At 61.0% G+C, this 16930-nt stretch carries 14 protein-coding genes; all 14 read left to right on the forward strand.

Going from position 1 to position 16930, the window contains the following annotated elements:
- Nucleotides 1-16 precede the first annotated feature (16 nt).
- The 14 genes from mnmA to nuoH all read left to right on the forward strand — a co-directional run bounded on the left by mnmA (nucleotide 17) and on the right by nuoH (nucleotide 16930).
- On the forward strand, nucleotides 17-1141 hold the full coding sequence (mnmA, locus tag M2394_RS25150; protein ID WP_259174988.1) for a tRNA 2-thiouridine(34) synthase MnmA: 1125 nt from the start codon (nucleotides 17-19) through the stop codon (nucleotides 1139-1141).
- A complete protein-coding gene (gene hflD, locus M2394_RS25155; protein WP_094950626.1) occupies nucleotides 1138-1761 on the forward strand; it encodes a high frequency lysogenization protein HflD in 624 nt (207 codons plus the stop codon). Before mnmA ends, hflD begins: the two co-directional genes overlap by 4 nt.
- A 124-nt stretch (nucleotides 1762-1885) precedes the next feature.
- Nucleotides 1886-3256, forward strand: coding sequence for an adenylosuccinate lyase (gene purB, locus M2394_RS25160; RefSeq protein WP_034098692.1), 1371 nt, complete (start codon nucleotides 1886-1888; stop codon nucleotides 3254-3256).
- A gap of 84 nt (nucleotides 3257-3340) precedes the next feature.
- On the forward strand, nucleotides 3341-4507 hold the full coding sequence (locus M2394_RS25165) for a cupin domain-containing protein (RefSeq protein WP_178918798.1): 1167 nt from the start codon (nucleotides 3341-3343) through the stop codon (nucleotides 4505-4507).
- Nucleotides 4500-4922, forward strand: a complete 423-nt coding sequence (locus tag M2394_RS25170; RefSeq protein ID WP_178918799.1) for a GNAT family N-acetyltransferase — start codon at nucleotides 4500-4502, stop codon at nucleotides 4920-4922. The genes M2394_RS25165 and M2394_RS25170 overlap by 8 nt, the downstream gene beginning before the upstream one ends.
- Before the next feature lie 145 nt (nucleotides 4923-5067).
- Nucleotides 5068-5805 carry a secretin N-terminal domain-containing protein gene (locus M2394_RS25175; protein ID WP_259174991.1) on the forward strand — a complete coding sequence of 246 codons (738 nt, stop codon included), beginning with the start codon at nucleotides 5068-5070 and terminating at the stop codon, nucleotides 5803-5805.
- A 486-nt stretch (nucleotides 5806-6291) separates the two neighbouring features.
- Nucleotides 6292-7617 (forward strand): isocitrate lyase, encoded by a 1326-nt coding sequence (aceA, locus tag M2394_RS25180; protein WP_016969250.1) that lies wholly within the window; start codon nucleotides 6292-6294, stop codon nucleotides 7615-7617.
- A 651-nt stretch (nucleotides 7618-8268) separates the two neighbouring features.
- The gene (locus M2394_RS25185; RefSeq protein ID WP_003219575.1) at nucleotides 8269-8682 is read left to right on the forward strand and encodes an NADH-quinone oxidoreductase subunit A; all 414 of its coding nucleotides are present in this window, start codon (nucleotides 8269-8271) and stop codon (nucleotides 8680-8682) included.
- A 10-nt stretch (nucleotides 8683-8692) separates the two neighbouring features.
- Nucleotides 8693-9367: an NADH-quinone oxidoreductase subunit B family protein gene (locus tag M2394_RS25190; RefSeq protein WP_016969249.1), complete on the forward strand. Its 675-nt coding sequence runs from the start codon at nucleotides 8693-8695 to the stop codon at nucleotides 9365-9367.
- Nucleotides 9368-9439: 72 nt separating this feature from the next.
- Nucleotides 9440-11224 carry an NADH-quinone oxidoreductase subunit C/D gene (nuoC, locus tag M2394_RS25195; RefSeq protein ID WP_259174993.1) on the forward strand — a complete coding sequence of 595 codons (1785 nt, stop codon included), beginning with the start codon at nucleotides 9440-9442 and terminating at the stop codon, nucleotides 11222-11224.
- Between the two features lie 2 nt (nucleotides 11225-11226).
- Entirely contained in the window at nucleotides 11227-11724 is a 498-nt protein-coding gene (nuoE, locus tag M2394_RS25200) for an NADH-quinone oxidoreductase subunit NuoE (RefSeq protein WP_003174721.1), read from the forward strand.
- Complete coding sequence (nuoF, locus tag M2394_RS25205; RefSeq protein WP_178918802.1) at nucleotides 11721-13076, forward strand: NADH-quinone oxidoreductase subunit NuoF; 1356 nt, start codon at nucleotides 11721-11723, stop codon at nucleotides 13074-13076. The genes nuoE and nuoF overlap by 4 nt, the downstream gene beginning before the upstream one ends.
- 135 nt (nucleotides 13077-13211) lie before the next feature.
- The gene (gene nuoG / locus M2394_RS25210; protein ID WP_259174994.1) at nucleotides 13212-15926 is read left to right on the forward strand and encodes an NADH-quinone oxidoreductase subunit NuoG; all 2715 of its coding nucleotides are present in this window, start codon (nucleotides 13212-13214) and stop codon (nucleotides 15924-15926) included.
- Entirely contained in the window at nucleotides 15923-16930 is a 1008-nt protein-coding gene (gene nuoH / locus M2394_RS25215; protein ID WP_060755669.1) for an NADH-quinone oxidoreductase subunit NuoH, read from the forward strand. The genes nuoG and nuoH overlap by 4 nt, the downstream gene beginning before the upstream one ends.

Here is a 16930-nt window from a genome sequence, read left to right on the forward strand (position 1 = left end):
CACCCGTTGAAACCCTATGCGTGATCCAGCCCCTTCTGACACACAAAAGAAGCGCGTCATCGTCGGCATGTCCGGTGGCGTGGACTCTTCCGTTTCCGCCGTTCTGCTCATGGAGCAGGGCTATGAGGTGGAAGGCCTGTTCATGAAGAACTGGGAAGAAGACGATGGAACGGAATATTGCACCGCCATGGACGACCTGGCAGACGCCCAGGCCGTGTGCGACAAGATTGGCATCAAGCTGCACACCGCCAACTTCGCCGCCGAGTACTGGGACAACGTGTTCGAGCACTTCCTGGCCGAATACAAGGCCGGCCGCACGCCGAACCCGGACATCCTGTGCAACCGTGAAATCAAGTTCAAGGCGTTCCTCGACTACGCCATGATGCTCGGCGCCGACTTGATCGCCACTGGCCATTACGTGCGTCGCCGCGACATCGATGGCCGCACCGAACTGCTCAAGGGCCTGGACCCGAACAAGGACCAGAGCTACTTCCTGCACGCCGTCGGCGGTGAACAGATCGCCAAGACCCTGTTCCCAGTGGGCGAGCTGGAAAAACCCGAAGTGCGCAAGATCGCCGAGAAACACGGCCTGGCCACCGCAAAGAAGAAGGACTCCACCGGCATCTGCTTTATCGGTGAGCGCCGCTTCAGCGACTTCCTCAAGCAGTACCTGCCAGCGCAACCGGGCGAAATCAAGACCACCGAAGGCGACGTCATCGGCCGTCACCATGGCCTGATGTACCACACCATCGGCCAGCGCCAGGGCCTGGGCATCGGCGGCTTGAAAGATGCCGGTGAAGAGCCGTGGTATGTGCTGGTCAAGGACCTGGAAAACAACGTGCTGATCGTCGGCCAAGGCAACGAGCATCCGCTGTTGTTCTCGGGCGCCCTGCTCGCCTCGGAGATCTATTGGGTCAACCCGATCGACCTGAGCACCCCGCGCCGTCTGACCGCCAAGGTGCGTTATCGCCAGAGCGACCAGCCCTGCACCCTGGAAAAAACCGCCACCGGTTACCGCGCCACCTTTGATGACCCGCAACGCGCGGTCACGCCTGGCCAGTCCGTGGTGTTCTACGACGGCGAAATCTGCCTGGGCGGCGGCGTGATTGAAGTGGCCGAAGCCTGGAGCGCATCGGCATGAGCCCGACCCAGGAGCAATTGACGGCATTGGGCGGGGTATTCCTCGCCGCGGTGCTGGTGGACAAGATTGCCAAGACCGGCCAGGTCACCGAAGCCGGCCTGACCTGCATGCTCGGCAGCCTGCTGATCCGCGACCCCAAGGACACCCTGGAAGTCTATGGCGGTGATGATCTGACGCTGCGTGAAGGCTACCGCGCGCTGATCGGCGCCCTGGAGCGCGACCCGAGCACCCTGCAGCGCGAACCGTTGCGCTATGCGTTGTCGATGCTCGGCCTCGAACGCCAACTGGCCAAGCGCGAGGACATGCTCGAAACCATCGGCAAACGCCTGCCGCAGATCCAGTCCCAAGTGGAACACTTCGGCCCCGCCCACGAAAACGTGATCGCGGCCTGTGGTGCGCTGTACCAGGACACCTTGAGCACCTTGCGCCAACGCATCCAGGTGCACGGCGACATGCGCAACCTGCAGCAACCGAACAACGCCTCGAAAATCCGCGCCCTGCTCCTGGCCGGTATTCGTTCGGCGCGGTTGTGGCGCCAGTTGGGCGGTCATCGTTGGCAACTGGTGATCAGCCGGCGCAAATTGCTCAAAGAGCTTTACCCGTTGATGCGCAACGAATAAGTCGCAGCGACCCGTTTTTTTATAGCCTCACGCGTAATACGCCGGTCAGTTGGCGACGGACCGGCGGATTTTTTCATGTATGATACGCGCCCCATTTCGTTGCCCGACTGTCCGAGAACACCCCATGCAGCTCTCTTCGCTCACTGCGGTTTCCCCTGTTGACGGCCGCTACGCCGGCAAAACCCAGGCCCTGCGCCCTATTTTCAGCGAATACGGCTTGATCCGTGCTCGTGTTCTGGTTGAAGTGCGCTGGCTCCAGCGCCTGGCCGCTCACCCCGCCATCAGCGAAGTGCCGGCGTTCTCCGCCGAAGCCAACGCTGTGCTCAACACCCTGGCGGAAAACTTCTCCCTGGAGCACGCCGAGCGTGTGAAAGAGATCGAGCGCACCACCAACCACGACGTAAAAGCCATCGAATACCTGCTCAAAGAGCAAGCGGCCAAGCTGCCGGAACTGGCCCAGGTCAGCGAGTTCATCCACTTTGCCTGCACCAGCGAGGACATCAACAACCTGTCCCACGCCCTGATGCTGCGCGAAGGCCGTGATGACGTGATGCTGCCACTGATGCGCCAGACCGCCAACGCCATCCGCGAACTGGCCATCCGTTTCGCCGACGTGCCAATGCTGTCGCGCACCCACGGCCAGCCGGCCTCGCCGACCACCCTGGGTAAAGAACTGGCCAATGTGGTGTACCGCCTGGAGCGCCAGATCGCTCAAGTCGCGGCCGTACCGCTGCTGGGCAAGATCAACGGCGCCGTGGGCAACTACAACGCCCACCTGTCGGCCTACCCCGAGATCGACTGGGAAGCCAATGCCCGCGCCTTCATCGAAGACGAGCTGGGCCTGGGCTTCAACCCGTACACCACGCAGATCGAACCCCACGACTACATTGCCGAGCTGTTCGACGCCATTGCGCGCTTCAACACCATCCTGATCGACTTCGATCGCGATATCTGGGGCTACATCTCCCTGGGCTACTTCAAGCAGCGCACCATTGCCGGCGAAATCGGTTCGTCGACCATGCCGCACAAGGTCAACCCGATCGACTTCGAAAACTCCGAAGGCAACCTCGGCATCGCCAACGCGCTGTTCCAGCACCTGGCCAGCAAGTTGCCGATCTCCCGCTGGCAGCGCGACCTGACCGACTCCACCGTACTGCGCAACCTCGGCGTGGGCTTCGCGCACAGCGTGATCGCGTACGAGGCCAGCCTCAAAGGCATCAGCAAGCTGGAACTCAACGAGCAGAAGATCGCCGCTGACCTGGACGCCTGCTGGGAAGTCCTCGCCGAGCCGATCCAGACCGTGATGCGCCGCTACAACATCGAAAACCCGTACGAAAAACTGAAAGAGTTGACGCGCGGCAAGGGCATCAGCCCTGAAGCGCTGCAAACTTTCATCGACGGCCTGGACATGCCAGCTGCAGCCAAGGCAGAGCTGAAACTGCTCACCCCGGCCAACTACATCGGCAACGCTGTAGCGCAAGCCAAGCGCATCTGATCTTCGCAAGACCCTTTGAGACGCCCGGCCGCGCCGGGCGTTTTTATTCCAGTCTGAAAAGTGCTTTCTTTCAATAGGTTACACATGAATCCTGATATCCCTCTTCAACTTCTGGGCGGCATCACGGCACGGGAATTCCTGCGCGACTACTGGCAGAAAAAACCGCTGCTGATCCGCCAGGCCATCCCTGATTTCGAAAGCCCGATCGACGCCGACGAACTGGCCGGCCTGGCCCTGGAAGAAGAAGTCGAATCGCGCCTGGTGATCGAGCACGGCGAGCGCCCGTGGGAACTGCGTCGCGGCCCCTTCGCTGAAGACACGTTCAGCACCCTGCCGGAACGCGAGTGGACCCTGCTGGTGCAGGCCGTCGACCAGTTCGTGCCGGAAGTGGCCGAGCTGCTGGAGCAGTTCCGCTTCCTGCCAAGCTGGCGCATCGACGATGTGATGATCAGCTTTGCCGCACCTGGCGGCAGCGTCGGCCCGCACTTCGACAACTACGACGTGTTCCTGCTGCAAGCCCAGGGCAAGCGCAACTGGAAGATCGGCCAGATGTGCAACTCCGAAAGCCCGCTGCTGCAGCACGCTGACCTGCGCATCCTCGCCGAATTCGAAGAAAGCGCCGAATGGGTGCTGGAACCGGGCGACATGCTGTACCTGCCGCCACGCCTGGCGCATTTCGGCATCGCCGAAGATGACTGCATGACCTATTCCGTCGGCTTTCGTGCACCGAGCGCGGCTGAAGTGCTGACCCACTTCACCGACTTCCTCAGCCAGTACCTGACTGACGAAGAGCGCTACACCGACGCCGACGCACAGCCGGCCAGCGACCCGCACCAGATCCAGGGCGATGCCCTGGACCGCCTCAAGAGCCTGTTGGCCGAGCACATGAGCGACGAGCGCATGCTGCTGACCTGGTTCGGCCAGTTCATGACCGAACCGCGCTATCCTGAATTGGTGGCCGGCGAAGAATTGGGCGAAGAAGACTTCATCAACGCCCTGCAAGATGGCGCGATCCTGGTGCGCAACCCGAGCGCGCGCCTCGCCTGGTCGGAAGTGGACGACGACGTGCTGCTGTTCGCCAGCGGCCAGAGCCGTTACCTGCCGGGCAAGCTGCGCGAGCTGCTGAAACTGATCTGCTCCGCCGACGCCCTGCACGCCGAGAACCTCGGCTCGTGGCTGGCGGACGAAGACGGCCGTGACCTGCTGTGCGAACTGGTCAAGCAAGGAAGCCTGGGATTTGCCGATGAATAAGATTCACGTAAGTGTCGCGGACTGGCAAAAGGATATCGCCGAGATACGGCGCATTCGTGAAGCGGTGTTTATCGCGGAGCAATCGGTTCCACCGGAGCTGGAGTGGGATTCGGAAGACGCAGGCGCGGTGCATTTCCTCGCATTTGAAGGCGACTTTCCTATCGGCACTGCGCGCCTGCTGCCTACGGGCGAGATTGGTCGGGTATCGGTCCTCAAGGACTGGCGCGGCCTGAACGTGGGCGACAAGCTGATGGATGCGGTGATTGGCGTGGCCCAGAAACGTGGCCAGACCAAGCAGTTCCTCAGTGCGCAGGTGTATGCGGCGCCGTTTTATGAGCGCTTGGGTTTCAAGATCGTCAGTGATGAGTTTCTTGAGGTCGGGATTCCGCATGTCGATATGGTGCGCGAGGACTGAGCTGTCTCGTTCGCGAAGGCTATTTCCGCACCAACACAAATGCCCTGCCATGCCAGGGCATTTTGCCGTCTACGATTCAATTTGCGACCCACCAGGCCGACAAACTGGCACTATCCCGCCTAAATGACTCGCAGAGATAACGGACATGTCCCTACGCACCCTGCTCACCGCCCTCCTCCTGACCGCCAGCTTCGCCGCCGTGGCCGACACTGAAGTCGTCAAACTGAGCAACCGCACCAGTGCCGACCTGCTCCCGGTGGCACAAAACTTCATCGGCAAGGACGGCACCGTCAGCGCCTACGGCAACCAGCTTATCGTCAAGGCCGACCCCGGCAAGATCCAGGACCTGCGCGCCCTGCTCACCCAACTGGACACACCGGCCAAGCGCCTGCTGATCACCGTCGACACCAACGAGAACAACCAGCAGAACACCGGTGATAGCCAGACCCGCATCATCAGCTATGGCACTGCCAGCCGTGACGGTGGTATCCAGCAGATCCAGGCCAGCGAAGGCGTGCCTGCGCTGATCCAGGTTGGGCAGAGCGTGCCACTCACCACCACCCAGCCGGACGCCTACGGCCGCCCGCAGAACCAGACCCAGTATCGCAACGTCACCCAGGGCTTCTACGTGACGGCAAGCGTCACCGGCGAGACCGTTCACCTGGCCATCAGCACTAACCGTGACCGCATGAGCCAGGAACGTCCCGATGTAGTGAACGTGCAAAGCACCGACACAACTGTCAGCGGTCGCCTGGGCGAGTGGATCACCCTGGCCGGCATCAATCGCGAGACCCAGGCCGACAAATCCTCTACAACCCGCAGCTACTCTACTCAGGGCCGAGATGACCTGACTTTGCGGGTCAAGGTCGACACCCTGAACTGAAGCACCAAAAACTGACCGATGAGTCGTCTTAGACTAAAGATGTAGTGCTTTAAAAAAAGCACTACAAAACATTTGACGATACAAAAAAGCCTGTGCATGATGGCCTCGCTCCCGCTAATCAGGGGCCCTGGCAAGGGCCTTCGGATCGCCGCTCCAAGCTACCCACCCGAGCCGATTCGTGTCTGTACCGCCCACAAGGCGTGTTTGACTTTGGTTGCGACTGGAACGAAGTTGTCCCGAGGGACGGAAGCTAACCAGGTAACCCGGCTACACACTGATGGAACGTACAAAGGCCCACGACGCCCGAAGACTGTCCGCAGTTTGCCCTTACCTGCTCAACTCCCCCTTGAGCACCACGTTCATCCCGTCGCCTTCCCCGCCAGACCCGACATGACCGCCTAAGCTTCTGGTCAGCGAGCAGCCCTGCCCACGCATTGAATGCACGGCTGGAAAACGGATCTTCTAAACGCGACGAGGTTTATCTCCATGGCACTGACACGCGAACAGCAAATTGCAGCCCTTGAAAAAGACTGGGCTGAAAACCCACGCTGGAAAGGCGTGACCCGCGCTTATTCCGCTGCTGACGTCGTCCGCCTGCGTGGCTCGGTTCAACCTGAGCACACCTTTGCAAAACTCGGCGCCGAGAAGCTGTGGAACCTGGTAACCCAAGGTGCCAAGCCTTCCTTCCGTCCCGACAAAGATTTCGTCAACTGCATGGGCGCCCTTACTGGCGGCCAGGCAGTGCAACAGGTGAAAGCCGGTATCCAGGCGATCTACCTGTCCGGCTGGCAAGTGGCAGCGGACAACAACTCCGCTGAATCCATGTACCCCGACCAATCGCTGTACCCGGTGGACTCGGTGCCGACCGTGGTCAAGCGCATCAACAACTCGTTCCGCCGTGCCGACCAGATCCAGTGGAAAGCCGGCAAGAACCCAGGCGACGAAGGCTACATCGACTACTTCGCACCGATCGTGGCTGACGCTGAAGCGGGTTTCGGCGGCGTGCTGAACGCCTACGAGCTGATGAAGAGCATGATCGAGGCTGGCGCTGCCGGCGTGCACTTCGAAGACCAGTTGGCCTCCGTGAAAAAATGCGGCCACATGGGCGGCAAGGTACTGGTACCCACCCAGGAAGCCGTACAGAAGCTGACCGCTGCCCGCCTGGCCGCTGACGTTGCCGGTACGCCGACCATCATCCTGGCCCGTACCGACGCCAACGCAGCAGACCTGCTGACCTCGGACTGCGACCCGTATGACAAGCCGTTCGTGACCGGCGAGCGCACCCAGGAAGGGTTCTACAAGGTACGCGCCGGCCTCGACCAGGCCATCGCTCGCGGCCTGGCCTACGCACCGTACGCCGACCTGATCTGGTGCGAAACCGCCAAGCCGGACCTGGACGAAGCCCGTCGCTTTGCCGAAGCGATCAAGAAGGAATACCCGGACCAACTGCTGTCCTACAACTGCTCGCCTTCTTTCAACTGGAAGAAGAACCTGGACGACGCGACCATCGCCAAGTTTCAGCGCGAACTGTCCGCCATGGGCTACAAGCACCAGTTCATCACCCTGGCCGGCATTCACAACATGTGGCACAGCATGTTCAACCTGGCGCACGACTACGCCCGCAATGACATGACCGCCTACGTGAAGCTGCAGGAGCAGGAATTCGCTGACGCCGCCAAGGGCTACACCTTCGTGGCGCACCAGCAGGAAGTGGGCACTGGCTACTTCGACGACATGACCACCGTGATCCAGGGTGGCACCTCGTCCGTGACCGCGCTGACCGGTTCGACCGAAGAAGAACAGTTCCACTAAGCAGCAGCGAGTACACGGCCACTGCGGCCCCACGGAAGACCTAACCGCAGTGCCGCGCAGCAATCACGCCCCGACTGGTTCGGGGCGTTTTTTTGCCCGATGGAAAGCCTCCTGACACAATGAAGATCAAAATGTGGGAGCGGGCTTGCTCGCGAATGCGGTAGGTCAATCAGCCCATCAGCGACTAGTACACCGCTTTCGCGACTCCCACAAGGGGAATGTGTGCAACCTCAGAATTTTGCGCAAAACATTGATCCAGAGCGGTATTCCCAAGGATCAGATCGGTTAAAAGATCCACCCCAACAACTAAGCGACAATCAAGCAAGTAACGGCAACTTCCCCCGCCACACGCGAAACATTCGCTTAAACCCCACGCAAACAATATTCATTATCATTTAGCGCATGAAAGCTTCGTTACCAGACAAACAAAACTTAATTGTTCAAAAGCCCGCTAATGCCCACAGCACAAGGGCTGCAGCCCCACAAAGGTGCACTATGTCCTTATTCCATCGAATAATTTCGCTATAGGAATTTTACTTGCCCGGTGTTTAGCCATAAAATCACCGCGATTGATTGCAGTGCGACATATCGTCACTGCATCGTTACTTTTTCGAGCTCAGAGACCTTTGCTCTCTGTTAAGGATTTCCAGCATGACCGAAGCGACAGGACTCATGGCCCACAACTGGGGCTTTGCCATTTTCCTCCTCGGTGTTGTCGGCCTCTGCGCCTTCATGCTCGGTGTCTCCAGCCTCCTCGGGTCAAAAGCCTGGGGCCGCAGCAAAAATGAACCGTTCGAGTCCGGCATGCTGCCTACAGGTGGCGCCCGCTTGCGGCTCTCAGCCAAATTCTATCTGGTCGCGATGCTGTTCGTGATCTTCGATATCGAAGCCCTCTTTCTCTTTGCCTGGTCTGTGTCCGTCCGCGAAAGCGGCTGGACCGGATTCGTCGAAGCCCTCGTTTTCATAGCAATTCTGTTGGCAGGCCTTGTCTACCTATTCCGAGTGGGTGCCCTTGATTGGGCTCCGGAAGCTCGTCGTAAGCGGCAAGCGAAGCTGAAACAATGAGGCTTTGGCGATGCAATACAATCTCACCAGGATCGACCCGGATGCTCCTAACGAGCAGTACCCCATCGGCGAACGGGAAACCGTTTCCGACCCGTTAGAAGACCAAGTCCACAAAAACATCTACATGGGCAAGCTCGAAGACGTGCTGAGTGGCGCGGTCAACTGGGGGCGTAAAAACTCCCTGTGGCCGTACAACTTCGGTCTGTCGTGCTGCTACGTGGAAATGACCACCGCCTTCACGGCGCCCCACGACATCGCGCGCTTTGGCGCCGAAGTTATCCGGGCCTCGCCGCGCCAGGCGGATTTCATGGTTATCGCCGGAACCTGCTTCATCAAGATGGCGCCGATCATTCAGCGTCTCTACGAGCAAATGCTCGAGCCGAAGTGGGTTATCTCCATGGGTTCGTGCGCCAACTCCGGTGGCATGTACGACATCTACTCCGTCGTTCAAGGGGTGGACAAGTTCCTGCCCGTGGACGTCTACGTGCCTGGCTGCCCGCCTCGCCCTGAAGCGTTCCTGCAAGGCTTGATGCTGCTGCAGGAATCGATTGGCAAAGAGCGTCGCCCGCTTTCCTGGGTCGTTGGTGATCAAGGCGTGTATCGCGCCGAGATGCCTTCGCAAAAGGAAGAGCGCCGCGAACAGCGAATCGCAGTCACCAACCTGCGCAGCCCTGACGAAGTCTGATCCAGCCCGCTTCTTTTATAGAACGAACACCTGGCTTCATTCTTTACGTTGACCGAAAGCGATAAAAAAACCATGACTACAGGCAGTGCTCTGTACATCCCGCCTTATAAGGCAGACGACCAGGATGTGGTCGTCGAACTCAATAACCGTTTTGGCCCTGACGCCTTCACCGCCCAGGCCACGCGCACCGGCATGCCGGTGCTGTGGGTGGCGCGCGCCAAGCTCGTCGAAGTCCTGACCTTCCTGCGCAACCTGCCCAAGCCGTACGTCATGCTCTATGACCTGCATGGCGTGGACGAGCGTCTGCGCACCAAGCGTCAAGGGCTGCCAAGCGGCGCCGACTTCACCGTGTTCTACCACCTGATGTCGCTGGAACGTAACAGCGACGTGATGATCAAGGTCGCCCTGTCTGAGAGCGACTTGAGCATCCCGACCGTGACCGGTATCTGGCCGAACGCCAGCTGGTACGAGCGTGAAGTGTGGGACATGTTCGGCATCGACTTCCCGGGCCACCCGCACCTGTCGCGCATCATGATGCCGCCGACCTGGGAAGGTCACCCGCTGCGCAAGGACTTCCCTGCCCGCGCCACCGAATTCGATCCGTTCAGCCTCAACCTCGCCAAGCAGCAGCTTGAAGAGGAGGCAGCGCGCTTCCGCCCGGAAGACTGGGGCATGAAACGCTCTGGCACCAACGAGGACTACATGTTCCTCAACCTGGGCCCGAACCACCCTTCGGCTCACGGTGCCTTCCGTATCATCCTGCAACTGGATGGCGAAGAAATCGTCGACTGCGTACCGGACATCGGCTACCACCACCGTGGTGCCGAGAAGATGGCCGAGCGTCAGTCCTGGCACAGCTTCATCCCGTACACCGACCGTATCGACTACCTCGGCGGCGTGATGAACAACCTGCCGTACGTGCTCTCGGTCGAGAAGCTGGCCGGCATCAAGGTGCCAGACCGCGTCGACACCATCCGCATCATGATGGCCGAGTTCTTCCGGATCACCAGCCACCTGCTGTTCCTGGGTACCTATATCCAGGACGTCGGCGCCATGACCCCGGTGTTCTTCACCTTCACCGACCGTCAGCGCGCCTACAAGGTCATCGAAGCCATCACCGGTTTCCGCCTGCACCCGGCCTGGTACCGCATCGGCGGCGTCGCCCACGACCTGCCAAATGGCTGGGAGCGCCTGGTCAAGGAGTTCGTCGAGTGGATGCCCAAGCGTCTGGACGAATACCAGAAGGCCGCGCTGGATAACAGCATCCTTAAAGGTCGCACCATCGGCGTCGCCCAGTACAACACCAAAGAGGCCCTGGAATGGGGCGTCACCGGTGCGGGCCTGCGTTCCACCGGCTGCGATTTCGACCTGCGTAAAGCGCGCCCGTATTCCGGCTACGAGAACTTCGAGTTCGAAGTCCCGCTGGCGGCCAATGGCGACGCCTACGACCGTTGCATCGTGCGCGTCGAAGAAATGCGCCAGAGCCTGAAGATCATCGAGCAGTGCATGCGCAACATGCCGGCCGGTCCGTACAAGGCGGATCACCCGCTGACCACGCCGCCGCCGAAAGAGCGCACGCTGCAGCACATCGAAACCCTGATCACGCACTTCCTGCAGGTTTCGTGGGGCCCGGTCATGCCGGCCAACGAATCCTTCCAGATGATCGAAGCGACCAAGGGTATCAACAGTTATTACCTGACGAGCGATGGCGGCACCATGAGCTACCGCACCCGGATCCGTACCCCAAGCTTCGCCCACTTGCAGCAGATCCCTTCGGTGATCAAAGGCGAGATGGTCGCGGACTTGATTGCGTACCTGGGTAGTATCGATTTCGTTATGGCCGACGTGGACCGCTAAGCATGAACAGCACGCTTATCCAGACAGACCGTTTCACCCTGAGTGAAACCGAGCGCTCGGCCATCGAGCACGAGCTGCATCACTACGAAGACCCGCGCGCAGCGTCGATCGAAGCCTTGAAGATCGTCCAGAAGGAACGTGGCTGGGTACCGGACGGCGCCCTCTACGCCATCGGCGAAATCCTCGGCATCCCTGCCAGCGACGTTGAAGGCGTGGCCACGTTCTACAGCCAGATCTTCCGTCAGCCCGTAGGCCGCCACATCATTCGCGTGTGCGACAGCATGGTCTGCTACATCGGGGGTCACGAGTCCGTGGTCAGCGAGATCCAGAACAAGCTGGGCATTGGCCTGGGCCAAACCACCCCGGACGGCCGCTTCACGCTGCTGCCGGTGTGCTGCCTGGGCAACTGCGACAAGGCGCCGGCGTTGATGATCGACGACGACACATTCGGTGACGTGCAGCCTGCTGGCGTGACCCAATTGCTCGAGGGCTACCCATGACCCTTACATCTTTCGGCCCGGCCAACCTGATCAAGCGTTCGCCTGAGACCCACCCGCTGACCTGGCGCCTGCGTGACGATGCCGAGCCGGTATGGTTCGACGAGTACCAGGCCAAAAACGGCTACGCCGCGGCGCGCAAAGCCTTCGCCGACATGGCCCAGGACGACATCGTCCAGACCGTGAAAGACGCAGGTCTCAAAGGCCGCGGCGGCGCAGGCTTCCCCACGGGTGTTAAGTGGGGCCTGATGCCAAAGGACGAATCCATCAACATCCGCTACCTGCTGTGCAACGCGGATGAAATGGAACCCAACACCTGGAAAGACCGCATGCTGATGGAGCAACTGCCCCATCTGCTGATCGAAGGCATGCTGATCAGCGCCCGTGCGCTGAAAACATACCGTGGCTACATTTTCCTGCGTGGCGAATACACCACCGCCGCCAAGCACCTCAACCGTGCCGTGGAAGAAGCCAAGGCCGCTGGCCTTTTGGGCAAGAACATCCTCGGTTCCGGTTTTGACTTCGAACTGTTCGTGCACACCGGTGCCGGGCGTTACATCTGCGGTGAAGAAACCGCACTGATCAACTCCCTCGAAGGCCGTCGCGCCAACCCGCGCTCCAAGCCGCCCTTCCCTGCCGCCGTGGGCGTGTGGGGCAAGCCGACCTGCGTGAACAACGTCGAGACCCTGTGCAACGTGCCGGCGATCATCGCCGACGGCGTGGACTGGTACAAATCGTTGGCCCGCGAAGGCAGCGAAGACATGGGCACCAAGCTCATGGGCTTCTCCGGCAAGGTCAAGAACCCTGGCCTGTGGGAACTGCCGTTCGGCGTGACCGCACGCGAGCTGTTCGAGGACTACGCCGGCGGCATGCGCGACGGCTACACCTTGAAAGCCTGGCAGCCAGGCGGCGCCGGCACCGGTTTCCTGCTCCCTGAGCACCTCGACGCACAGATGTACGCCGGCGGCATCGGCAAGGTCGGCACCCGGATGGGTACAGGCCTGGCGATGGCGGTGGACAACACCGTGAACATGGTCTCGTTGCTGCGCAACATGGAGCAGTTCTTTGCCCGTGAATCGTGCGGTTTCTGCACCCCATGCCGCGACGGTTTGCCATGGAGCGTGAAGCTCTTGATGGCCCTGGAAAAAGGCGAAGGCCGCGAGGGTGACATCGAGACCCTGCTGGGTCTGGTCGGTTTCCTCGGCCCGGGCAAGACCTTCTGTGCTCACGCACCGGGCGCCGTGGAGCCATTGGGCAGCGCCATCAAATACTTCCGCTCGGAGTTCGAAGCCGGCATCGCGCCTACCAGCGCCGCCGTCCCGCCTCTGGCAAGGCCGATCGTAGTCGGCGCGTAACGCTTAAACAGGCGAAGGGCGCGTGCCCTTCAACTGCTCATGTGCTGACGCCTTAACGGCTGTGTAGATGCACATGAATAACAAGATTCCATTAGCCACGCCCGCTGACAACGGGCCAACGAAGAACTTTGAACCATGGCCACTATCCACGTAGACGGCAAAGCGCTCGAAGTCGATGGGGCGGACAACCTGTTACAGGCGTGTCTGTCACTCGGCCTCGATATCCCGTATTTCTGCTGGCACCCCGCACTCGGTAGCGTCGGTGCCTGTCGCCAGTGCGCGGTCAAGCAATACACCGACGAGAACGACACCCGTGGTCGTATCGTCATGTCGTGCATGACCCCCGCCACCGACAACACCTGGATCTCCATCGACGATGAAGAATCCAAGGCGTTCCGCGCCAGTGTCGTCGAATGGCTGATGACCAACCACCCCCACGACTGCCCGGTCTGTGAGGAAGGCGGTCACTGCCACCTGCAAGACATGACCGTGATGACCGGCCACAACGAGCGCCGTTATCGCTTCACCAAGCGTACCCACCAGAACCAGGACCTCGGCCCGTTCATTTCCCACGAAATGAACCGCTGCATCGCCTGCTACCGTTGCGTGCGCTTCTATAAGGACTACGCCGGCGGTACCGACCTGGGCGTGTTCGGCGCCCACGACAACGTGTACTTTGGTCGCGTTGAAGACGGCGTGCTGGAAAGCGAGTTCTCCGGCAACCTCACCGAGGTCTGCCCGACCGGTGTGTTCACCGACAAGACTCACTCCGAGCGCTACAACCGTAAGTGGGACATGCAGTTCTCGCCGAGCATCTGCCATGGCTGCTCCAGCGGTTGCAACATCTCCCCGGGCGAGCGCTACGGCGAACTGCGTCGTATCGAAAACCGCTTCAACGGTTCGGTCAACCAGTACTTCCTGTGCGACCGTGGCCGTTTCGGCTACGGCTACGTCAACCGCAAGGACCGTCCGCGCCAGCCACTGCTGGCCAACGGCGGCAAGCTGAGCCTGGACAACGCGCTGGATAAAGCCGCCGACCTGCTGCGCGGCCGCAACATCGTCGGTATCGGTTCGCCCCGCGCCAGCCTCGAAAGCAACTACGCGTTGCGCGAACTGGTGGGTGCCGAGCACTTCTACTCCGGTATCGAAGCCGGTGAGCTGGAGCGCATCCGCCTGGTCCTGCAAGTGCTGAACGACAGCCCGCTGCCGGTTCCGAACATGCGCGACATCGAAGACCACGACGCCATCTTCGTGCTCGGTGAAGACCTGACCCAAACCGCTGCCCGCATCGCCCTGTCGCTGCGCCAGTCGGTCAAAGGCAAGGCTGAAGACATGGCCGACGCGATGCGCGTACAGCCGTGGCTCGACGCCGCGGTGAAAAACATCGGCCAGCACGCGCTGAACCCGCTGTTTATCGCAAGCATCGCTGAAACCAAGCTCGACGACATCGCCGAAGAATGCGTCCACGCAGCCCCAGACGACCTGGCCCGCCTCGGTTTCGCCGTGGCCCACGCCCTGGACGCCAGCGCGCCGGCCGTCGAAGGCCTGGACACTGAAGCCGTTGAACTGGCCCAGCGCATCGCCGACGCCCTGCTGGCCGCCAAGCGTCCCTTGATCATTGCCGGTACCTCGCTGGGTTCCAAGGCGCTGATCGAAGCCGCTGCCAACATCGCCAAAGCCTTGAAACTGCGCGACAAGAACGGTTCCATCAGCCTGGTCGTGCCGGAAGCCAACAGCCTTGGCCTGGCCATGCTCGGTGGCGAGTCCCTGGACGCCGCGCTGCAAGCCGTAACGGATGGCAAGGCCGACGCCATCGTCGTGCTGGAAAACGACCTGTACACCCGCACCGATGCCGCCAAGGTTGACGCTGCACTCAACGCCGCCAAGGTGCTGATCGTTGCCGACCACCAGAAGACCGCCACCAGCGACCGTGCCGACCTGGTCCTGCCAGCCGCCACCTTCGCCGAAGGCGACGGTACCCTGGTCAGCCAGGAAGGCCGCGCCCAGCGCTTCTTCCAGGTGTTCGATCCGAAGTACATGGACGCCAGCATCCTGGTTCACGAAGGCTGGCGCTGGCTGCATGCCCTGCGCGCCACCCTGCTGAACCAGCCGATCGACTGGACCCAGCTCGACCACGTGACCGCCGCCGCCGCTGCCAGCGCGCCGCAGCTGGCGCGTATCGTCGACGCCGCACCGTCCGCCGCGTTCCGCATCAAGGGCATGAAACTGGCCCGTGAACCGCTGCGTTACTCCGGTCGTACCGCCATGCGCGCCAACATCAGCGTGCACGAACCGCGTACCCCACAAGACCAGGACACCGCGTTTGCCTTCTCCATGGAAGGTTATTCGGGATCGGTCGAGCCGCGTCAGCAGGTGCCATTCGCTTGGTCGCCGGGCTGGAACTCGCCACAGGCCTGGAACAAGTTCCAGGACGAAGTCGGTGGTCACATCCGCGCTGGCGACCCGGGCACCCGCCTGATCGAAAGCACCGGTGACTCGCTGAACTGGTTCGCCGCCGTACCGCGTCCGTTCAACCCGGCTCAGGGCACCTGGCAGGTTGTGCCGTTCTTCCACCTGTTCGGCAGCGAAGAGAACTCTTCCAAGGCCGCGCCGGTGCAAGAGCGCATCCCGACCGCCTACGTTTCCCTGGCCAAGTCCGAAGCCGACCGCCTGGGCGTCAACGACGGTGCACTGCTCAGCCTGAACGTGGCCGGCCAGACCCTGCGTCTGCCGCTGCGCATCAACGAAGCGTTGGGCGCTGGCCTGGTAGCACTGCCGAAAGGTTTCGCCGGCATCCCAGCGGCCATCTTTGGCAAAACCGTTGACGGTCTGCAGGAGGCAGCGCAATGACCTGGTTCACCCCTGAAGTGATCGACGTGATCATTGCGGTCCTCAAGGCTGTCGTGATCCTGTTGGCCGTGGTCGTCGCGGGCGCCCTGCTCAGCTTCGTCGAACGTCGCCTGCTGGGCTGGTGGCAGGACCGTTACGGTCCGAACCGCGTTGGCCCGTTCGGCATGTTCCAGATCGCTGCCGACATGCTCAAAATGTTCTTCAAGGAAGACTGGACCCCGCCGTTTGCCGACAAGGTGATCTTCACCCTGGCACCGGTCGTGGCCATGAGCGCCTTGCTGATCGCCTTCGCGATCATCCCGATCACCCCGACCTGGGGCGTGGCGGACCTGAACATCGGCTTGCTGTTCTTCTTCGCCATGGCCGGTCTGTCGGTCTACGCGGTGCTGTTCGCCGGTTGGTCGAGTAATAACAAGTTCGCCCTGCTGGGCAGCTTGCGCGCCTCGGCCCAGACCGTGTCCTACGAAGTGTTCATGGGCCTCGCGCTGATGGGCATCGTGGTGCAGGTCGGCTCGTTCAACATGCGCGACATCGTCGAGTACCAGGCGCAGAACCTGTGGTTCATCATTCCGCAGTTCTTCGGCTTCTGTACCTTCTTCATCGCTGGCGTCGCCGTGACTCACCGTCACCCGTTCGACCAGCCGGAAGCGGAACAGGAACTGGCCGACGGTTACCACATTGAATACGCCGGCATGAAATGGGGCATGTTCTTCGTTGGCGAATACATCGGCATCATCTTGATCTCGGCCCTGCTGGTCACGCTGTTCTTCGGCGGCTGGCACGGTCCGTTCGGCATCCTGCCGCAGTTGGCCTTCTTCTGGTTCTTCCTGAAGACCGCGTTCTTCATCATGTTGTTTATCCTGCTGCGCGCTTCCATTCCGCGTCCACGATACGACCAGGTGATGGATTTCAGCTGGCGCTTCTGCCTGCCGCTGACCCTGATCAATTTGCTGGTGACTGCTGCCGTTGTGTTGTTGAACACGCCAGCGGGCGCGGTTCAGTGA

Origin of the sequence: Pseudomonas sp. BIGb0164, from assembly GCF_024810135.1 — a bacterium.
In the GTDB taxonomy this organism is placed as follows: domain Bacteria; phylum Pseudomonadota; class Gammaproteobacteria; order Pseudomonadales; family Pseudomonadaceae; genus Aquipseudomonas.